The sequence below is a fragment of the Paraburkholderia sp. C35 genome (assembly GCF_003121405.1).
In the GTDB taxonomy this organism is placed as follows: domain Bacteria; phylum Pseudomonadota; class Gammaproteobacteria; order Burkholderiales; family Burkholderiaceae; genus Paraburkholderia.
In genome coordinates, this window is record NZ_QBUY01000003.1 from 220,322 (window position 1) to 240,973 (window position 20,652).

Here is a 20,652-nt window from a genome sequence, read left to right on the forward strand (position 1 = left end):
GTAACGATGATCCATCAGACCAATGCTGCTTCGTCCGCGCGCTCGCGGGCGTCGTGAGCGGGCGCGGCAGGATTGCGTAGCGTGGCCGCCACACGCGCTGCTCCCTTGCCGGCGCTACGCGTCGCAGGCGCGCCCGCGACGGTGAACAGCCGCACTGCTTCGTCGAGCACGTCAGCCTGTTCTGCAAGTCGTTCCGCCGTCGCCGCGGCCTGTTCCACCATCGCCGCATTCTGCTGCGTCGCGCTGTCCAGATGCGAGACGGCCTGATTGACCTGGCTGATGCCATCGGCCTGTTCGCTGCTGGCGTTCGCCACTTCCACGATCAGCGACGACACCCGCGCCACCGCCTGATCGATCACGGCCATTTGCGATGTGGTGCGCGCGACGAGTTCGGTGCCTTGCGCCACCTCGTTCACCGTCGTGTCGACCACCGCCTTGATTTCCTTCGCCGATGCCGCGCAACGCTGCGCCAGCATGCGCACTTCGCCCGCGACCACTGCGAACGAGCGGCCCGCCTCGCCGGCACGCGCGGCTTCGACAGCGGCGTTGAGCGCGAGGATATTGGTCTGGAAGGCAATCCCGTCGATTACGCCTGTGATGTCGGCGATGCGCTTCGATGCCTCGGTGATCCCCGCCATGGTTTGTTCGACCTGCAGCGCTACCTTGCCGCCCGTTTCTGCCGCCGCCTGCGCGTCCTTGACGAGATCGAGCGCGCGCACGGTGGCGTCGGCGTTGGCCTGCACGGTCGTGGTCAGCTGTTCCATGGTCGCCGCCGTCTCTTCCAGCGACGCCGCCTGCATCTCCGTGCGCCGCGCGAGATCCAGATTGCCCATCGAAATTTCGTGCGCGGCGTCGAGCATCCCGCCGATCTGCGCGCGCACATCGAACACGATCGCAGCGAGGTTTGCCTTCAATTGATTGAGCGCCTGCAGCACGTCGCCGAGATCGTCGTGGCGCGCGATGGCGAGATCCACGGTCAGATCGCCCGCTGCCATGCGCGTGGCAAACGACGCCATCGCATCGACCGGCTGGCCGAGATGGCGCGACAGCAACTGCGAGGCGGCGCCGCTCGCCGCCGCCGTCACGCCGAAAGCGATCCAGAACGGTAGCGGCGGCGTGCCGCCCCATGCGGCGAGGCCCGCCGCGAGCAGGGCGACGGGCGCAACCATATAGCCGATGGTCGCGCGCACGGCCACGGGCAGACGCATCACGCCGTGCAACTTGCCGACGAGTCCCGTGCGCACGATCACGCCCCGCTGCAAGCGCATGCCGCGCACCGCGCCTGCGCGCAGCTTCGCGTAGAACGCATCTGCCGCGCGCACCTCGTCGCGCGATGGCTTCACGCGCACGCTCAGATAACCGACGGGCGTGCCGTTTTCGACCACGGGCGTGACGCTCGCGCGCACCCAGTAATGGTCGCCGTTCTTGCGGCGGTTCTTGACGAGCGCCGACCACGGACGGCCGGAGCGGATCGTCGTCCACATATCGGCGAAGGCTTCGGCCGGCATGTCGGGATGGCGGATCAGGTTGTGCGGCTGGCCAATCAGTTCGTCGCGCGTAAAGCCCGACACGGCGATGAAAGCGGGATTGCAGTACTGGATCCTGCCCTTGAGGTCGGTTGCGGAAACGAGCATCTGCGAGGACGGATAGTCGTACTCGTTCTGGGTAACAGGCTGGTTGTTGCGCATGACGTTCCTTCAACTGCTGGATGCACGTGCATCCGAATGAGTTCTGTAAGGCTTAACGGCAGAGACCCCTGATGCTTTAGGGGTTTCCTGGTATTTGACTCAGGTAAAGCGCGCTCGCGCCGATAACACAGAGGCTCTGCCCCGCGGCTCTGACAAACGAGGCGAGTATGTCAATCGACTGACAGGCCGTGGTGTAACGGACTGAACCGGTTGATTTTATGTATTCGATCTACTGCTTTACCTGCGGCTCTTCCCATCGACGGCTTTCGAGGCGAGACAGGCATGCCCGTATTGCCTGACGACGCGCGCGCAACGCTCGCGGAGGAGCTTGCGAGGTTTTCGCGCCTGACGCCGCAGCAACATCGCTTCTGGCTAGCGACGTTCGCGGTGTTGTTCGCGCTTGTCGCGGCGCTGGCGGTGCTGTTCGGCGCGAATCTGCCGTGGGACGACATGGGCGACGCGCTGCGCGGACGGCCTGGCGCGATCGCGGACGTGATGCTGCTGGCAGCGTGCGCAGCGATGCTCGCGGCAAGGCGCAGAAGCGTGGCCCGTTGCGTACGGCCAGATGCCGCAACGCATGCAAGCGAAGCCGTGATACGCGCGCTCGAAAGCGGGACGATCGATCACATCCTCGCTGCGGTGGCGCCAGTCGGGCTGTGCATCGTCAGGCTACGCGATTTTCACGTTCTGATGTCGAATCCCCTCGCACGTGAGTTGCTGCAACCTGGCAATGCTTCGGCCAGCCTGCCCGCGCACGTGGCGATGGCGCTCGAAAGAGTCGTGCCGCGCTCCGGCAAGGCCGTGGAGTTGATCGTGAGCGTGCCGCTTCCCGACTCCGCGCACACCTGCCCGCAAGACGTCCATCACGTTCAGATTAGCTGCAGTGTGGCGCGCTACCATCGCGAGGACGTGCTGGTGTGCGCGCTGCTCGACGTCACGGCGCGTCACGCACTGACTGAGCAGATGAACGCGGCGCAGCGCGAAACACAGGCGCTGATGCATGCGCAGCAGCGCTTTTTCGCCACGACAAGTCACGAGATCCGCACGCCGCTGAACGCGCTGCTTGGCAATCTCGAACTGCTGTCGATGACGCCCGGCCTCGATGCGCATCAGCAAAGGCTGCGTGCGATCAATGCGGCCGCCGACGGCTTGCGCCACGTGGTCAACGATGTCCTCGATTTCTCGAAGATCGGCGCCGGCAGAATGACCTTGTCGCTCGAGACGTTCGCGCCAATCGACGAGCTGGAGAGTCTCGCGCTTTCGTATGCGCCGCTCGCGTCGGGCAGGCCGCTGCGCTTCTATGCGCACCTGTCGCCGTCGCTGTATGCACCCGTGCGGGGCGATCGGGCGAGAATCGTTCAGGTGGTCAACAATCTGCTGTCGAATGCGTTCAAATTCACGTCGAGCGGCAAGATCACGTTCTCGGCGCGCGTCGAAACGGATTCGCGCGAACGCGCCGTGCTGATATGCAGCGTGATCGATTCGGGAATCGGTATCGATGCATCGCTGGTCGCGCGGATATTCGATCCGTTCGTGCAGGGCGAATCGAGTGTATCGAGCCGTCATGACGGCTCGGGCCTGGGTCTGTCGATCTGCGCGCGGCTGTGCGAACTGATGGGCGGCAAGCTCAGCGTCGAAAGCGTGCCCGGACTGGGCAGTGCGTTCATCGCGTCGATGCCGCTCGAGCGGGTCGCCGGGACAGTGGGCGCGCATATGCCGCAAGTGCCTCGGGTTTGCGACGACGCGCTCGTGCTGTGCGAGGACACGGCATCGTCGACCGTGCTGGCCGACATGCTCGCCTACGCGGGCTGGACGGCGAGCAGCGCGACTTCGATGGCGGCGGCGCAAGCCATGTTGCACACGCGCTCCTTTGCGTTCGCACTGGTAACGGGCGACTACGATCTCGTTGCTATCGACGAATTGCGCGCGGTTCGCCGCTTGCCTGTCGTGTGGCTGACACACACGGGCGAGCATCGGCCGACGCCGCGCGCCGAAGGCGTGCTCGAAGTGACCGCGTTCAGTCACGACGCGATCCTGGCGTGCGTCGAACGGTTGACGGCCGGCGCGGATCTGGCGCAAGCGCTGCCCACTGAGGCGTCAGACGAACCGCCCACTGTCGATGCCTCGCTGCAAGGGCTGCGTGTCCTTGTCGCCGAAGACAATCCGCTGAACCACGCGCTGATCGCCGAGCAACTGACGCGTCTGGGCTGCGAGCCAATGCTGGCTCGCGATGGCCGCGAGGCGCTGCATTTACTGGAGCATGCGCCCGCCGATCTGGTGCTGACCGATATCGACATGCCAGTGATGGACGGCTACGCGCTGCTCGACGCGCTGCGCGACGCTTATCCACGGCTTCCCGTGCTGGCGTTCAGCGCCGCCACGGATGCCGCACAGGCCGACGCATGGCGTCGGCGAGGTTTTACTGCGTATCTGCCGAAGCCGTCGTCGCTGAAGCAGGTAGAGGCGGCGCTGTCGGGTCTGGCGTTGTCTTCCGGACCCACGAACGAGTCCGCAAGCAGAATGCCTCTCCTGCCTGCAGAAACGGCGCACATGCAGGCGATGCTGCGCGACTACCTGAAGGCGAATCTGCCGATGCTCGCGTCCATCGTCGAGCGTCAGGACGTCGCCGCATTGCGGTCGTGGGCGCACGGCGCGGCAGGCGGTTTTGCCGTGACGCAGGAGACGGCGTTCGCGGCGCGGTGCCGTGCGATCCAGTCTTTGTGCGACGGCCAGCCGGACTGGGCACCTGCTCACGCGACACAGGCAGCCGCGCTGCACGACGCCTTGCGCAGTGCGTTCGCACCCGAACACGACGCGCTTCGGGACACGCCCGACGTCGCATGAAAACAACGCCGGACGGCGAATATTGGGCGTACGCTTTGCAGACGGGCCCGTGCTGCCGGACCCTCGCGCGATCGTCCGCATTCACGGGCGGCGCGGCATTTTGTTTTCGCTTTACTTCCGTTTCTGACGAGTCCAATAATGGATTCGTTTGCTTTTCGTAATATAGATTACGGAGCGCTCGCTCGAGAGGTTCGACGCGCTCCGCTTGTGCGTGTGGCTGTTGTTCCTATAAAAGGTCGCCTTTCGAAGCCGAACCGACTCAACTCAGGGAAAACAAGCATGTCCGCGAACAAGATCAACAAGACGGCTGCAGCCGCCGTTGTGAGCGCCGCGCTTCTCTCGTTCGGCATGGATGCGCGTGCGCAGAGCAGTGTCACGATGTTCGGCGAACTCGACACGGGCCTCGCGTATCTCAGCAACGTGCGCGGCAATTCGCAATGGAAGGCGACCTCGGGTCTCGTCGACGGTAGCTACTGGGGCTTGCAGGGCATCGAGGATCTGGGCGGCGGCTATCGCGCGATCTTCCGGCTGGAGCGTGGCTTTTCGGTGACGTCGGGTGAGATGTTCAACGATCACCCGTATTACGTCGGCCTCGGCAGTGACCAGGCGGGTACGCTGACCCTCGGTCATCAATACGATCTCGTGCATGACTATCTCGCGCCGTTCACGCTGACGGGCGGCGCAGGCGGCACGGCATTCGCACACCCGTTCGACAACGACAACGCCAACAACACCTATCTCGCAGCGAACTCCGTCAAGTACGCGAGCCCGTCGTTCGGCGGTTTGACGTTCGGCGGCATGTACGCATTTTCGAATGCAGCCGGACAGTTCGCGGACAACCGCGCGTACAGCTTCGGCATGAGCTACCAGGCGGGTGCGCTCAATGCAGGCGCGGCCTATCTGCATGCGAACGGGCGCGGCGGTACCACGACGGGCGCGTATGAGCCAGTCGTGCTGCCCACCTCCAACGACGTCTTCGACGCCGCCGTGCAGACGCAGAACACCTACGGTCTCGGCATCAGTTACGCGATCGGCGACTTCACGATGGCGGCAGCGTGGTCGCGTTCCACCTTTACGGGCGTCACCGTGATCGACACGGGCGGCGTGGCGCCGTCGGTGGGCTTTTCCAACTACGAACTCAACGGTGTCTACCAGCTGACGTCGACCGTCGCGCTGTCGGGTTCGTACACGTACACGCAGAGTTCGAGCGCGCACTGGCACAACGGCGGCGTACAGGCCGACTATCAGTTCTCGAAACGCACCGACACGTATCTGGAAGCGATCTATCAGCGTTCGTCGTCGGGTGCGCCGGCCGTGATCAATTCCGCCGATCCTTCGTCGGGACACAACCAGGTGCTGATCGGCGCGGGGCTGCGGCACCGCTTCTGACAGCCTCGCTCGCTTATGCCGGTGTGATCAGTCCTTCGGGCGCCTGTGGCCGGCTGAGCAGATAACCCTGCACATAATCGCAGTTGACCTGGCGCAGAATCTCGAGCTGCGCCGCCTGCTCGACGCCTTCGGCGATCACCTTGATACCCAGCTTGCGCGCAAGGCCGATCACGCCTTCGACGATGGTTTGCGTGGTCGGATCGTGATCGATCTTCGACGTGAAATGCCGGTCGATTTTCAGTGTGTGCGGCTCGAAGTCGGCGAGATACATGAGGCTCGAATAGCCGGTCCCGAAGTCGTCGATGGCGATGCGCACGCCTAGCCGCTTCAATTCGACAATCGACTTCTGCGCCTGCTTCGGGTTCTTCATCAGCGCAGTTTCCGTCAACTCGATTTCGAGTTTGCCAGGCGGAATGTTGTACTGCTTGAGCGCGCGATCCACGTCGCGCACGATCTGCTCGCTGCCCAGTTGCCGCGCCGACACGTTCACGGACACACCCAGATTCGTTGCGCCAGCAAGGCGCCACGCGGCCAGCTGGCGCAGCGCGTTGTCGAGCACCCACACGCCAACGTCTTCGACAAAACCGGTTTCTTCGAGCAGCGGAATGAAATCGCACGGCGGCACCAGGCCGCGTACGGGATGCTGCCAGCGGATCAACGCTTCCGCGCTATGCACGGCGAGCGTATGCGGCTCGTGAATGGTCTGGAAGTGCAGGAAAAACTGGTTCGTCGCCAGCGCTTCGGGCACATCGCGCTCCAGTTCGAAATCACCGATGGTGCGTGCCGCTTCCTTGCCGGCGAACTGGTAGCCATTGCGGCCGGTTTTCTTGGCCGCGTACATCGCGACATCGGCGCTCGACAGCAGCGCGTCGTGGCCGCTGCCATGCTCGGGAAAGATCGAGATGCCGATCGACGCCGTGATGAATGCGCCCGCGTTGTCCTGCAGCCGGTTCTCCGCCAGCCCGCCGAGCAGCGCCTTGGCCTGCGCTTCAAGCCCGGCCGTATCGATGACGCTGCCGATCAGCACCGCGAACTCGTCGCCGCCCAGGCGTGCGACATACGCATCGTCGGGCAGCGCGCGGCGAATCACGCTGCCGACATTGCGCAGCAGATGATCGGCGGCGAGATGGCCGAGCGTGTCGTTGAGCACCTTGAAGCGGTCGAGATCGACGAACATCAGCCCGAACGGCTCGCCCGCTGCACAGCGGTTTTCGATTTCGCGCAGCAGCGCGGCGCGATTCGCGAGACCCGTGAGCGAATCGGTGTACGCAAGCCGGTCCAGTTCGGCGATGCGCTCCTGCTCGGCCGTCACGTCCTCCGTAATGCCGACGATACGCAGCACGTTGCCTTTCTCGTCGATCACGGGATAACCCGTGCTGCGCAACCAGTGCACCGTACCGTCGGCTTTTCTGATCCGGTACTGCGCGCGGCCTTCAGTCGATTCGGCCATGATGCGCGCCATTTCCGCCTGCAACCCCGCGCGGTCTTCCTGCACGACCAGTTCACGCCAGCTGTTCGGGTTGCGCATGAACTCTTCCGGCTCGAGGCCGAACACGTTCGACGAACCCGCCGTGATGTAGTGGAAATACTCGAAGTTCGCGCTGTACGAGAAAAACACGAGCTTGACGTGTGCTTCCATCTCCGACATCAGTTCGCTTTTCGCGCGCAGTTGCTGGAGCAGTTGCGTCTGTTTCGTGATGTCGAGCGACGCGCAGACCACGGCGACCACCTTGCCGGTGTGGTCCTTCACGGGGATGAGTTGCGAGTCCCACCATTTCGGCTGCCCTGTCGTCGTCGCGCAGCTGCCGCGAAACGATGCGGGCGTGCCGCTCAATGCGCTTTTGAAGGCGGCAGTGGCGGCATCGTGATCGTCGCCTTGCCAGAAGCCGAGCCAGTCGGCGCCGGCCAGCTGCATCGGTGAGGTGGCTTCCATCAGTGTTGCGCCGTAATCGTTGATGCGCAGCATGTGGCCTTGCAGATCGAGCAGCTTGACGCAGTCACGGCTTGCATCGAGGAACGAGCTGGCGAGCGCCATCGCTGCGCTCTGACGCGCCTTTTGCGCGGCAAAGCGCTGGCGCACCGCGATCATCGCAATCGCGCCCGCTGTCGCGCCGAGCGCGACCTGCACGCTGAACGGCGCACTCGCAGGTCCGCGCAAGGCCATTTGCAGCGCGATGCTCGCCGTGCCTACGCCGATTCCCGTTGCAACGCTGACCGCGAAGCCAATGGTTCCGATCGGGCGGCGGCTTGACCATGCATCGAGCAGCAGCGCAAGAAAATGCTGATCCTGATGCGAACGGTCGGCGCTCTGCCGGCTCAGCGCGCGGCGCCGTTTCAGTGGCAGGCTCGTCGTCATGCCGTGACTCGCCTGAGCGCGCACAGCACGCGCGAAGCGGGCGCCACCGTGGCGTGGTGGGCGTGAACGCAGTCGCGCGCTGTGCGTCGTGCGTCGATCGGGTGGGGAAATGTAATGCCTTTCATGGTGGCCAGCCGCTTCGGCGGTAATTGTTGCTGCGCATGCGGACGGCGCGGCTTTTCTACGTTTACGGCGCGCCGGGGGTTTTGTTTAGCCTGAGCGATTGTGCCTGTTTTCAAAGGGTCGAACCATCGTGTCGTTGTTCATGCAACGACGTACATGCCGGATGATTCGCTTAGATGCGTCGCGCATCGTTTTAACAAAGAAACGATGCACGGTCGAAAAGATTGGCTTACCTAAGCTTTCTCCCGATGCCGATTGGCTTTTAAACGACCGCTGGTTTAGTCAATCGACGCGGTCCACTGCGCCGACGATAAATGCTGACGATCCCTCCACAGCTTGCTAAATTGCATGATCAGGCACTGCAAATAAAGCCGCACAGGCACGATGGTTGCACCTCACGCGGCGCAACCAGCGATGGCGCTGTACGGGCCAGTAGCACCCTCGTGCAAGGGACGCTGAAGCGCTGACACTGGTCAATCCAAGGAGACTCCATGCGCGCCGTATTCCAGTACCCGTTTCCCGTCACCGATCGCTCGGTCGCGCGCAACAAGGTGGTCAGCGCGCGCGCCGCCGTCGATCTGATCCGGCCCGGCGACACGCTCGCGACGGGCGGTTTCGTCGGCGTCGGCTTTGCGGAAGAAGTGGCGATTGCACTCGAGGAACGCTTCTTCGAGGCGAACGCGGCCACTTCTGGCGGGCCGGGCGCGCTGGGGACGCCCGATGCATCGAGCGCGCATCTCGACCTGACGCTCGTCTACGCGGCAGGTCAGGGCGACGGCAAGTCGAAAGGGCTAAATCATCTCGCACATGAAGGGCTGGTGCGGCGTGTGATCGGCGGGCATTGGGGGTTGGTGCCGAGGCTGCAGCAACTCGCAATCGATGGCCGCATCGAGGCGTACAACCTGCCGCAAGGCGTGATCTCGCATCTGTTCCGCGACATCGCCGCAGGCAAGCCCGGTCATCTGTCGAGCATTGGCCTTGGTACGTTCGTCGATCCGCGCCACGGCGGCGGCAAGCTGAACAACCGCACCGCGGAAGATCTCGTCAGACTGATGGAGATCGACGGCAGCGAGTATCTGTACTACAAGACCTTTCCCATCGATGTCGCGATCATTCGCGGCACCACGGCCGATGCGAACGGCAACGTCACGATGGAACGCGAAGCGCTCACGCTCGAAGCACTCGCTATCGCGATGGCGGCGCGTAATTCGGGCGGCGTGGTGATCGTGCAGGTGGAGCGGCTCGCCGATACGAATACGCTCAATCCGCGCGACGTGAAGATCCCGGGCATCATGGTCGATTGCGTGGTGGTCGCGCGGCCCGAGCATCATTGGCAGCCTTTCGCCGAACCGTATTCAGCGGCGTTCGCGAGCGAATTGCGCGTGCCCGCCAGTTCCGTCGCGGCGATGGAACTGACCGAGCGCAAAGTGATTGCGCGGCGCGCGGCGATGGAACTGATGGCGAATAGCGTCGTGAATCTTGGCATCGGCATGCCGGAAGGCATTGCGAGCGTCGCGAATGAAGAAGGCGTGATCGATCTCTTCACGATGACGACGGAGCCTGGCGTGATCGGCGGCATTCCGGCGGGCGGGCTGAACTTCGGCGCCGCGACCAATACGCAGGCCATCATCGATCAGCCGTATCAGTTCGACTTCTACGACGGCGGCGGTCTCGACCTCGCGTTTCTCGGACTCGCGCAGGCGGACCGTCAGGGCAATCTCAACGTCAGCAAGTTTGGGCCGAAGCTGGCGGGCGCGGGCGGTTTCATCAACATCAGCCAGAGCGCGAAGCGTGTCGTGTTTGTCGGCACGTTCAACGCGGGCAATCTGGACGTCGCCGTAGAAGATGGGCGCCTGAAAATCCGGCGCGAAGGCGCGAACCAGAAATTCGTCGATGAAGTGGAGCACCGCACGTTCAGCGGCGAGTATGCGGCGAAGCGCGGGCAGCATGTGCTGTACATCACGGAGCGCTGTGTGTTCACGCTCACGCCGCGCGGACTGGAACTGACGGAAGTGGCGCCGGGCGTCGACGTGCAGAACGATATCGTCGCGCGTATGGGCTTCACGCCGATTATCGAGCGGCCGCCGCGCATCATGGACGAGCGCATTTTTCGCGCCGCGCCGATGGGATTGCGCACATTACTGCTGTGCTTGCCGCTCGAAGAGCGCTTCAATTACGACGCCGAGAAGAACATGTTCTTCGTCAACTTCGAAGGCTTGCAGGTGACGACGCAGGAACAGATCGACATGATCTGGCAGCAAGTCGAATCGCGCTTGAAGGGCGTGCGTTTCAAGCCGCAGGCCATCGTCAATTACGATAATTTCACCATCAATCCAGAGTTGATCGAGCGCTATTCGGCGACCATTACGAAACTCGTCAATCAGTTCTATGCCAGCGTGACGCGCTATACGACCAGCAGCTTCTTGCGCATGAAGCTCGGCAGCGCACTGGAAGAACGCGATGTCGCGCCTTACATCAACGAGCGGCCGGGCGACGCATCGATACATCATTGAATGCAGGTATGTCCCTGACATGAACCGCTCACATCAGGCGTGCGAAAATAGCGCTTTCTGCGAGTCAGTTTACGGTTTCAAGAAGTCCATCATGAGCGGTTTCATTCCAAGTGTGCCCGGCAAGAGCGAAAGCGATTTCGAAGTGAGCGCGGGCTCGAAGCTCGCCGGCTACCGGCGCTTTTTCGGCGTGTTGCGCGTAGTGCGCAAAACGGACGGACGCCTGCTGTTTCCATTCGACGGCGCGCCCGATCTCGGCCCTTATCCGACCAAAGACGAGGCGCTCGCTGCCGCACAGGTGTACGGCGAGCACATCGTCGAACACGATCTCGCGCGGCCTGAACTGTAAGCGCTTCACGGCGCGCGATTTTTCTGTTTTGGCCCCGTGCAATGCGCTTGAAGCACGCTGCTGGCACGACTATCGTTGGAGTGGACCCCTGCGGGAGGCGATCATGCGTGCCGATGCCGTCGATGTGCATTTTGATCATGCACACCTGTTTCTCGATCTGTCCGACGGCCGCGCCGTCGAATTTCCACTCAACTGGTTTCCTGCGCTCGCCGCGGCGACCGATTCCGAGCGCGAGCACTTCGCCATCTCGATCGACAAGCAGCAGCTGATCTGGCCGGAGCTCGATGAGGACATGGACGTGACCGCGTTGCTGATGTCGCTGCCGGAGTCGATGCGACACTAACGTCAGCAGCATTTTCAGGGTTGCGTGAGGGCGGCGCTGCGTGCAGCGTCGCTTTGATTTTGTTCGTCCGCCGATTGAACAATCGCGGACGGCGCTCGCGCATGGGTTAAAATAATAGTCTGGTGCCAAACGGAGTTTATGTGCGATCTGTCGTTATTTATCTCACGCCTTCCCTGGACACCATGACGGAATCTGTATCGGCATCTTCAGGCGCGCGCGAGGTTGGCGTCGACCTGAATCGCAACACGATGGTCGAACATGATCGGGGAGACATCGCAGTCGTTTCGACGTCACATGATGGTCCGTCGGTTCAGGCTCTCTAAGAAGAACAAATAAAGCGGCGCGCTTGCCTTTGGGCAGCGCGCCGTTGTTGTTTCTACTCGCCATTCTCTTTGCTCTCCGTACTTGCCCTGCTCACAAAACGGCTTTAAAGCTGCATGACGCGACACGGCTATCCACCTCAAAGATTAATTTAATCTTTCTGTTATTTGCATTTTGCTTTCGAATTGAATAATTAAATCAATTCGATTTGCATAAAGGCGAGCCATATTTCCCTTTATTTCGTTTTGTCCCTATAGATCGGGGTCTCCGTACCGTTAACGGAGTTTGATCTCCGTCATGTTTTTGCAAATGCCGCATATAGGCAGGTGACATGAATGGAGATCAGGCAGTCGCGATGCCTTTAAAGATCGAAAGAAGCACGACAACACATCGCTTGCGAATCCGTGAGCGAACGGGGATTGGCTTCAATCGAAAAAAAATAACCGAGGACATGAATGAAGTTACGTTTGCAATGCCTGTTGGCAGCAGCTGCATTGGCCAACTGCCTTTCCGCTCACGCGGCGCTTGGCTCATCACCCACCTACACCGCGACAACCAGCGCAAGCTCGACGCAGACGGTCATGCGCCTGAGTGCAACGGCCGTACCGTTCACCGTCAGCAGCGCGACGCTGGCTGACGGCACGCAGGTTCGCGAATATGTCGGCCAGTCGGGTGCGGTGTTCGCCGTGTCCTGGCACGGTCCTCACATGCCGGATCTCAGCGCGCTGCTGGGCAGCTACTTCGCAGGCTATCTCGACACTGTCAATCAACAGCATGCGCAACAGGGCAGCGCGTTTGGTCCGGCAATGGTCCAGCGTTCGGATGTCGTGGTGCAGACGGGCGGCCATATGGGCGCGTTCGTCGGCCGTGCGTGGTTGCCGTCGGGACTTCCCGCCGGTGTGAGCAGCGACGATATCCAATAAGGCGAGGGGACTGTTAATGCGTGGATTGAAATGGATGCTTGCCGTCAGCGGCATGTGTGTGGCGCTTGCCGGATGCGGCGGCGGTGGCGGTTCTTCGGGTGCAGCGACTACGAGTTCGGCTCCCGTGAGCAACTCGCCCGTGGCGGTAAACACGGCATACGCCGATCCGACGGCGACACCTGTTTCGTCGGGTTCGGCGAATACGGTGCCGATCGTCGTATCGTCGTTCAGTAACGTGCGCAATTTCCCGATGGTGAGCGTGAAGGTTTGCGCGCCTGGCAGCGGTGGCTCGGGTTCTACCTGCTCGACGATCGACAACGTGCTTGTCGATACCGAATCGTTTGGCCTGCGCCTCTTCGCTTCCGCGATTCCGAGTTCGACGTATAACTTCCTGCCGCAACAGCTGCAAGCAGCTGTACCTGTCGCGGAGTGTGCGTCGTTTGGCTCCGGCAATACGTGGGGCACGGTGCGCACGGCCGACGTGGCGATGTCGGGCGAACTCGCGCCGAGCGTGCCGATTCAGGTGATCGCCGATCCGATGCTGACTGCGACGATACCGACGGGTCTGACTGGCTGCGCGACGGGCAGCAACATGACGACGCCCACGAACCTTGGCGCGAACGGCATTCTTGGGAGCGGCACGTCGCCGAACGATTGCGGGGCGGACTGCCAGAATTCGCTGGGCACGGGCGCTTACTACACGTGCGCGGGGTCGAGCTGCACACCGACGATGGAGCCAGTCAACAGCCAGGTGACCAACCCGGTGAAGATGTTCACGGGCGACAACAACGGTGTGATCGTCGAGATGCAGCAGGTGCCGGATACGGGCGCGGCGACGGCGACAGGGACGTTGGTGTTCGGGATCGATACGCGGTCGAACAATGCGTTGAGCGGCACCAACGCGACGATCCTGCAGACGAATACGTACGGTGATGTGACGGCAACGTTCGAGGGCCGTTCGTACAGCACGGCGTTCTTCGATTCTGGATCGAGCGGGTTGTATTTCCAGAGCACGGCGTTGAGCAAGGCTTCGAACGGGTTCTATACGCCCGCGGCGCCGACGGGGATGTCGGCTTTGTTCACGGCGACCAATGCGGCGACGACGACGGTCAAGTTCAATGTCGCCAATGGCGTGACGTTGATCAACTCAGGGAACTATGCGTTCAATAATCTGGGTGTGGCGCTGTTTAATGCTATTGATATCGGCATGCCGTTTTTTTATGGGCGTCATATGTTTTATGGGATTTCGGGGCAGTCGGGGTCTTCGGCTGGGTCCGGGCCGTATGTGGCGTATGTGTCGAGTTGAGGGTTGCTAGTGCGGTTGGTTTTTGTGCTGGCGTCCGCTTTTTGTTAGTGGTCTGCCTGGGTTGCCCCTGTGCGGGGCGGCACCTACTTTTCTTTGCAGCGGCAAAGAAAAGTAGGCAAAAGAACGCCGCTCACACCGAACCGCTTGACCCTCGCCTGCGGGCCCCCAACGGCCCCGTCCTGTCAGCGGCATCGATCTTCTCGATGCCCGCTGCCAACGCTCCTTATGGGCGCATCACCCACTTCAATTACCCGTAGCGAAGCAAGCGGCAGCGACCCGTCACTGCAGCCCAGGTGGCAAACGGTGTGTAGGTTGTCGCGCATTGAGCGTCGGCGATCCTACAAGACACACCGCCTTTGCTTTTCAGTCCGGAGTGAAGCGCATAAGGCGCGATAACCTACACACCGTTTGCCACCTGGGCGGCCTGGGACTGACGGGTAAGGCACGCTGAGACGCGGGAGGTTGAAGCGGGTGATGCGCCCTTGAAGAGCGCTGGCAGCGGACATCGAGAAGATCGATGCCGCGGACAGGACGGGGCCGTTGGGGGCCCGCAGGCAAGGAGAAGTGTTGGCGGTGTTAGCCCGCTTTCTTTTGCCTACTTTTCTTTGCGGCGGCAAAGAAAAGTAGGTGCCGCCCCGCACAGGGGCAACGCATGAAGAACCACTAACAAAAAGCGGCCGCCACCGCACAAAAAACCTTAAACCAACCCAGTAGCGTAATAAAGCCCAATCACAAAAAACACAGCCAGCGTCTTGATAATAGTGACAGCAAAAATATCCCGATACGACTCACGGTGAGTCAAACCCGTCACCGCCAGCAACGTAATCACAGCGCCGTTATGCGGCAACGTATCCATACCGCCGCTAGCCATAGCCACAACCCGATGCAGCACTTCCATCGGAATATGCGCTGCCTCGGCACCCTTGATAAACAGATCCGACATCGCCGCGAGCGCGATACTCATACCACCCGAAGCAGAACCCGTAATACCCGCCAGCGAGCTAACCGACACAGCCGCATTCACAAGCGGATTCGGAATGCTCTTGAGCGCATCGCTCACCACGATAAAACCCGGCAGCGCAGCGATCACGCCACCAAAACCATACTCCGACGCCGTATTCAGCGAAGCCAGCAACGCACCGCCGACAGCCGCCTTCGTGCCCGAAGCAAAACGCTCCTTCACGCGGCCAAACGCCGTGATCACGACGCGCAGAATGCCCAGCAGCAACGCACCTTCCCCCGACCAGATCGCCACCACCGACTTGACCGCCGGCGTCACGGGCGCGCCGTGATTGCCCGGCAGCACATCGGGCGCCACCGTGTAGCTTGCGCCATACCACTCGGGAATCATGCGCGTGAGCACGAAGTTCGCAACGCCAACCAGAATCAGCGGCGCAATCGCCAGCAACGGATGCGGCAGCGAATCGGTTGCGACCTGTTCCGGTTCGTTCAGCAGCGACGTGCCGTAGCCTTCGCCCGTCGCCATCGCCTTGCGGCGACGCCATTCGAGGAACGACAGACCCACCACGATGATGAACAGCGAACCCGCAATACCAAGGCCAGGCGCGGCCCAGGCGGTGGTCTTGAAGAACGTCGTCGGGATGATGTTCTGGATCTGCGGCGTGCCCGGCAACGAATCCATCGTGAACGAGAACGCACCCAGCGCAATCGCACCCGGCATCAGGCGCTTCGGAATATTGCTCTGGCGATACAGCTCGGCAGCGAACGGATACACCGCGAACACCACCACGAACAGCGACACGCCGCCGTACGTCAGCAGCGCACACACCGCGACGATCACCGCATTCGCCCGCGCACGGCCGATATAGCGGATCGCCGAATGCACGATCGAAGCCGCGAAGCCCGACAGTTCGATGACCTTGCCGAACACCGCGCCGAGCAGGAACACAGGGAAATACAGCTTCACGAAGACGACCATCTTCTCCATGAAGATGCCCGAGAACACAGGCGCGACGGCGGCGGGATCGACTAGCAGCACCGCGCCGAGCGCAGCAATCGGCGCGACCAGAATCACGCTGTAGCCGCGATAGGCGGCGAACATCAGGAACGCCAGGGCGGCGAGGACGATGACAAAAGCCAATTGAGTCTCCAATACTTGGTTGTTCTACGTAGACACGCGCAGCGAGGCGCGGTGGCCGGCGCCCGTTTGAGCAGGTTCCGTGCCATGCCCGTCAGGCGGGCTTTCTCAGCGCAGACGGCGTCTCAGCCGTCCAGCAATCCGAACGATTGTACAGAATTGTCTCAAGATAGAGACAAATTGCTGCCGCTCGATTTCGATTCGGCGAAGCATAACCGATTTAACGGGCTTGTTGCACGTCTCGTACGTGAGATAATCAGTCCACGATTAGAGACAATAAGCATAAAAAATATAACTGGAGACAGCGACACTATGATGAACGACTGGTCGGGCCTGCCCGCGACCTACAGCGACGTCCTGCGCCGCGCGATGGACTCGCTGTTCCGCACATTCGAAAACTTCAGCGAAGGCACGTTTATCGTCGATGCCGACGCGCGCGTCGTGTGGATCAACAAGCGCTACGCGGCGCGTTTCGGCTTTGCCGATCCGCAGCAGGCCATCGGCCGCGACTGCGAAGCCGTGATTCCGAACAGCCTGATGCGCGAAGTCGTGATGACAGGCAAACCGATCCTGCTCGACATTCTCGAAACCGACCGCGAGCCGCTCGTCGTTACGCGTCTGCCATTGAAGGACGATGCAGGCAAGACGGTCGGTGCCGTCGGCTTTGCATTGTTCGACGAGATGAAGGCGCTGACGCCGCTGTTCTCGCACTACTCGCGCGTGCAGCAGGAACTGATCGCGACGCGCCAGTCGCTCGCGCAGGCGCGCCGCGCGAAGTACACCTTCGCGAGCTTCGTCGGCACGGGCGCGGCGAGTCTGGAAGTGAAGCGCCAGGCGCGGCGCGCGGCGCAAGTCGACTCGCCCGTGCTGCTGCTCGGCGAAACGGGCACGGGCAAGGAACTGCTCGCGCATGCGATCCACGGTGCGTCCGCGCGTTCGACCAAACCGCTCGTCACCGTCAACGTCGCGGCGATTCCCGATACCTTGCTCGAAGTCGAATTTTTCGGCGCGGCGGCGGGCGCTTATACCGGCGCCGACCGCAAGGGCCGGGTCGGCAAATTCGAACTCGCCGATGGCGGCACGCTGTTCCTCGACGAGATCGGCGATATGCCTTTGCCGCTGCAAGGCAAGCTGCTGCGCGTACTGCAGGATCGCGAGTTCGAGCCGCTCGGCTCGAATCGCGTCGTGCGCGCCGATGTGCGGATCATCGCGGCGACCTCGGCGGATCTGCCCGCGCTGGTCGCGCAGGGACGCTTCCGCCCGGACCTGTTCTATCGGCTCAATGTGCTGACCATCCACGCACCGCCGCTGCGCGAGCGGCAAACGGATATCGAGGCGCTGGCCTATACGATCCTCGAAGACCTGTCGACGCAGGTGCGCGGCGGCCACTTCGAACTGCAGGACGATGCATTACGCCTGCTGTGCTCGTACAGTTGGCCGGGCAACGTGCGCGAGCTGCGCAACACGCTGGAACGTGCCGTGATGCTGTCGGACAGCGAGCGCATCGATGCACGCGCGCTTGCGCCGTTTATCGGCCCCGTGCGCGGACAGGCTGCGTTCGATGCGTCCACATCGGTTCACCCTGCAGCGCTCAAGGCAACCGACGACGGGCAGCCGCAGCAGTGGGCCGACGCGATGGCAGCGTTCGAAAAGCGTTTTCTCGACGACGCGCTGCGCGCATGCGAGGGACGCGTGACGGAAGCGGCGGCGCGCATCGGCATGGGACGTGCGACGCTTTACAAGAAGATCGCCGCGTACGGTATCGACGTCTGACCTCTCGGACGCGGCGTTTGCCGCGTGCGGCACTGAGGCGCAACTAGAGGGATAGGGTGCTCGCCGCGCGCGCCGCTGCGCAGTACGATCGGGGTGACTTCCGCCACGCAATGCCCAGGGAGACGCAGCCATGAGACGCGGGATTGTCTGGTTCATGCTGTTTATCGTGAGTACCGCCTGCAACGGGTTGCATGCGCAGGCGTCTTCGGCGGCGGGCGCGCCGGAAGAGCGCCGCAACTGGTACAACGATCCATTCTTCACGCTCTCGCATGCCATCGCCGATTGCCCCGTGCCGCTCGGCCCGATGATGACCCACGCGCAGATGGAAGACGACGCGCACTATCGCGTGGAGCGCGGCACGACCTGCTGGCTCGCACACAAGTGCACCAAGCCGAATTCCTACATGTACGACGCCGATATCGCCGGCGCGATCCACGCGCGTTACCCGAACCCGCAGCCGTTCGACGGCACCAGCCTGTGGATCACGGTGCAACGGCGCTTCGTCTATGTGGAAGGCTGCGCGCCTGCATCGTTCGACCGACAGGCGCTGCAGCAGCAACTCGAAGCGATTCCCGATGTCGAACAGGTCTTCGTGCGGATCAACGCGAGCACGCATGGACCCATGCCCTACAAGACGCTTGCTGATCCTGACGTGCAGCCGGCCACGCAAGCTCAATGACGTGGCGACCCTGACTCAACGCAATGCAAGGCGGGCATGGCACAATCGCGTTCGTCGAAAAACAAGTGGCCAACGGGGTTTTCCATGAAACGCAGTCAACTATCCACGGCGCGCGTCATGCACTGGGTTCGGAGCGCGGCGCTGCCCGCCGTTCTCGTCATGACGGGCGCGCTCGCCGCGTGCAGCAGTGCACCGCCGCTGTTCGGGCCAGGCGGCCAGCCCACCACGCTGGTGCAATGTCCTGCGGGCTCCGACAACTGCGAGCAGCAAGCGCAAGCGGCATGTGGCGGCGCGTTCGACACCATGCGCTCGACCACCGATAACGGCACACGCAGCTTGCTGTACGCGTGCCGCGCGAAGTAAGCAACGCTTCATCCCTGATCTCCTGGTCGGGCCGCTTTCGCGCCCGGCCTTCAGCCTGACGTCTTTTACGGCGATATATCGCGCCCGGCATATCGCGGTCGATGCACGCGCATCGACCTGAACGATTTCGCCTTCACGTTCGTCTTCATTGCAGCATTCACGCAGATCGGGGCAAGCGCATGCCGATTTCTCGACGAGATTGAACAACCACGCGAATTCGGCGCCGCGCACACAGCGCGGGCGTTGCGCTGGCGCATCGCGCGGGGCGCTTCCGTGCGGAGACCAACGGAACGCATCGATTTCCTCGTATAGATTTTCCATAAGCGAGAAAGCAGCGTCGATACAGGAAGCAGGCGCGGCTGATCCGAATTCGGGAAGCGTGTGCAAGCAAGACAATGATATTGAGAGAGCGGCGGTCGATTTCCCGCGGCACGCTTTGTGCCAACCGATGACGCCTGGCGAGGGACGACGGGGAAACGCAATGAACCACGAACAGATCGAGAAGGACATCGAACACCTAGAGCACGTCATCTCGCGCATCTCTGCCGCCGACGGCATTCCGCTGTCATACTGGCGCAGCCGCATCGAGTCGGTGTCGCTTGCCGCGCTGGTGCCGTCGCAGATCAGGCGCGTCCAGAAGCTCAGCGACGCGCTGCACGCACTCGAAGTTCGTTACAAGCGTTGAGCGTCTCCGTCTATTTCACGCGCGCCTGACGGATGCAATGCAACGCGATGCCGATCGCAGCAGTTGCCACTGCGTGAGCCACTCGACATGATGCGTACGGGACTTCGAACATCGCGTTGACGACGCAATCGACGACTGATCGTCCGCTTTCTTGACGGTGCGCAGTGTTCGTGAATCTCTGACAGCACTACACTGCTACCCGGCACTTTTTAGGTCTGGTACGGTCTCAGTTGCCGTACAGCCTTGCAAGGAGACTTCGCCAGATGGCCACATACAGACAGCTGACCGCACAACTCGAAAAGCTTCAGAAGGAGATGGAACAGGCACGAGCACAGGAAGTCACGCAGGCGATCGACGACATCAAACAGAAGATCGCCGAATACGGCATCACCGCTGAAGAGCTCGGCTTTTCCAGCAAGGTGCGCGTGGCACGCAAAGCCGCGCTGCCGGCGAAGTACCGTAACCCGAAGACGGGTGAAACCTGGAGTGGCCGTGGCCGCGCGCCTGGCTGGCTCACAGGTAAGAATCGCGACAAGTTTCTGATTGCCGAATGAAATCTGCGCAAGCGCCCGTCGCGATGGATGGGTGCGCTTGCTTTGTCTCCGTACCTCTCATGCCGAAGCGACGCTGGCTGCTTTGCCGGTGCATCGATCAGTGAGCAAGTGCGTGTGTGATTCGCGCACCGTCGCTCAAGTCCCGAAAACTCTCACCTTTTGCTGGTGACGTTCGTTTCGAACGCGCGCGCCGGGTGCACTGCTACGTGGTTCAAGTGATCGAGCCGTGTGCTGGCGAGCGTTCTGCGGGACGTCCTGCATTCGGCTTCAAAGCCTTGTGCGATAAGGCTTTGAGCGCATCCAACAGAGATGACGACAGGCGGCGGGGCATCTCGTCTGCCGCATTGA

Annotated in this window: 15 protein-coding genes; 12 read left to right on the forward strand and 3 right to left on the reverse strand. The window is 62.0% G+C overall.

What is annotated here, in order from left to right:
• Window positions 1-14: 14 nt before the first annotated feature.
• Window positions 15-1,688, reverse strand: a complete 1,674-nt coding sequence (locus tag DK391_RS03435; protein ID WP_109476590.1) for a PAS domain-containing methyl-accepting chemotaxis protein — start codon at window positions 1,686-1,688, stop codon at window positions 15-17.
• Between the two features lie 282 nt (window positions 1,689-1,970).
• Here DK391_RS03435 and DK391_RS03440 point away from each other — a divergent pair, with 282 nt between their 5' ends.
• A complete protein-coding gene (locus tag DK391_RS03440) occupies window positions 1,971-4,532 on the forward strand; it encodes an ATP-binding protein (protein ID WP_109476591.1) in 2,562 nt (853 codons plus the stop codon).
• Window positions 4,533-4,811: 279 nt separating this feature from the next.
• Window positions 4,812-5,921 (forward strand): porin, encoded by a 1,110-nt coding sequence (locus DK391_RS03445; protein ID WP_109476592.1) that lies wholly within the window; start codon window positions 4,812-4,814, stop codon window positions 5,919-5,921.
• A gap of 13 nt (window positions 5,922-5,934) precedes the next feature.
• On the opposite strand, the gene DK391_RS03450 is transcribed toward DK391_RS03445, so the two are convergent.
• Window positions 5,935-8,277: an EAL domain-containing protein gene (locus DK391_RS03450; protein ID WP_109476593.1), complete on the reverse strand. Its 2,343-nt coding sequence runs from the start codon at window positions 8,275-8,277 to the stop codon at window positions 5,935-5,937.
• 614 nt (window positions 8,278-8,891) lie between these two features.
• Between DK391_RS03450 and DK391_RS03455 the strand changes: the two genes are divergently transcribed.
• The 5 genes from DK391_RS03455 (at window position 8,892) to DK391_RS03475 (ending at window position 14,152) form a co-directional block, all read left to right on the forward strand.
• Entirely contained in the window at window positions 8,892-10,913 is a 2,022-nt protein-coding gene (locus tag DK391_RS03455; protein ID WP_109476594.1) for an acyl CoA:acetate/3-ketoacid CoA transferase, read from the forward strand.
• Window positions 10,914-11,004: 91 nt separating this feature from the next.
• On the forward strand, window positions 11,005-11,259 hold the full coding sequence (locus tag DK391_RS03460) for a DUF6723 family protein (protein ID WP_109476624.1): 255 nt from the start codon (window positions 11,005-11,007) through the stop codon (window positions 11,257-11,259).
• Between the two features lie 103 nt (window positions 11,260-11,362).
• Window positions 11,363-11,602: a DUF2442 domain-containing protein gene (locus DK391_RS03465; RefSeq protein WP_109476595.1), complete on the forward strand. Its 240-nt coding sequence runs from the start codon at window positions 11,363-11,365 to the stop codon at window positions 11,600-11,602.
• A 776-nt stretch (window positions 11,603-12,378) separates the two neighbouring features.
• Window positions 12,379-12,846 (forward strand): DUF2844 domain-containing protein, encoded by a 468-nt coding sequence (locus DK391_RS03470; RefSeq protein ID WP_109476596.1) that lies wholly within the window; start codon window positions 12,379-12,381, stop codon window positions 12,844-12,846.
• Window positions 12,847-12,862: 16 nt separating this feature from the next.
• Window positions 12,863-14,152 carry a DUF3443 family protein gene (locus DK391_RS03475; RefSeq protein ID WP_109476597.1) on the forward strand — a complete coding sequence of 430 codons (1,290 nt, stop codon included), beginning with the start codon at window positions 12,863-12,865 and terminating at the stop codon, window positions 14,150-14,152.
• Window positions 14,153-14,849: 697 nt separating this feature from the next.
• Here DK391_RS03475 and DK391_RS03480 read toward each other — a convergent pair.
• Window positions 14,850-16,253 (reverse strand): GntP family permease, encoded by a 1,404-nt coding sequence (locus DK391_RS03480; protein ID WP_109476598.1) that lies wholly within the window; start codon window positions 16,251-16,253, stop codon window positions 14,850-14,852.
• A 309-nt stretch (window positions 16,254-16,562) separates the two neighbouring features.
• On the opposite strand from DK391_RS03480, the gene DK391_RS03485 reads away from it, so the two are divergent.
• The 5 genes from DK391_RS03485 (at window position 16,563) to DK391_RS03510 (ending at window position 20,304) form a co-directional block, all read left to right on the forward strand.
• Window positions 16,563-18,023: a sigma 54-interacting transcriptional regulator gene (locus DK391_RS03485; protein WP_109476599.1), complete on the forward strand. Its 1,461-nt coding sequence runs from the start codon at window positions 16,563-16,565 to the stop codon at window positions 18,021-18,023.
• 130 nt (window positions 18,024-18,153) lie between these two features.
• The gene (locus tag DK391_RS03490) at window positions 18,154-18,702 is read left to right on the forward strand and encodes a BON domain-containing protein (RefSeq protein WP_109476600.1); all 549 of its coding nucleotides are present in this window, start codon (window positions 18,154-18,156) and stop codon (window positions 18,700-18,702) included.
• Between the two features lie 84 nt (window positions 18,703-18,786).
• The gene (locus DK391_RS03495) at window positions 18,787-19,065 is read left to right on the forward strand and encodes a hypothetical protein (RefSeq protein ID WP_204117274.1); all 279 of its coding nucleotides are present in this window, start codon (window positions 18,787-18,789) and stop codon (window positions 19,063-19,065) included.
• A gap of 481 nt (window positions 19,066-19,546) precedes the next feature.
• Window positions 19,547-19,750, forward strand: a complete 204-nt coding sequence (locus DK391_RS03505; RefSeq protein ID WP_109476602.1) for a hypothetical protein — start codon at window positions 19,547-19,549, stop codon at window positions 19,748-19,750.
• A 263-nt stretch (window positions 19,751-20,013) separates the two neighbouring features.
• Window positions 20,014-20,304 (forward strand): H-NS histone family protein, encoded by a 291-nt coding sequence (locus tag DK391_RS03510; protein ID WP_109476603.1) that lies wholly within the window; start codon window positions 20,014-20,016, stop codon window positions 20,302-20,304.
• Window positions 20,305-20,652: the final 348 nt, after the last annotated feature.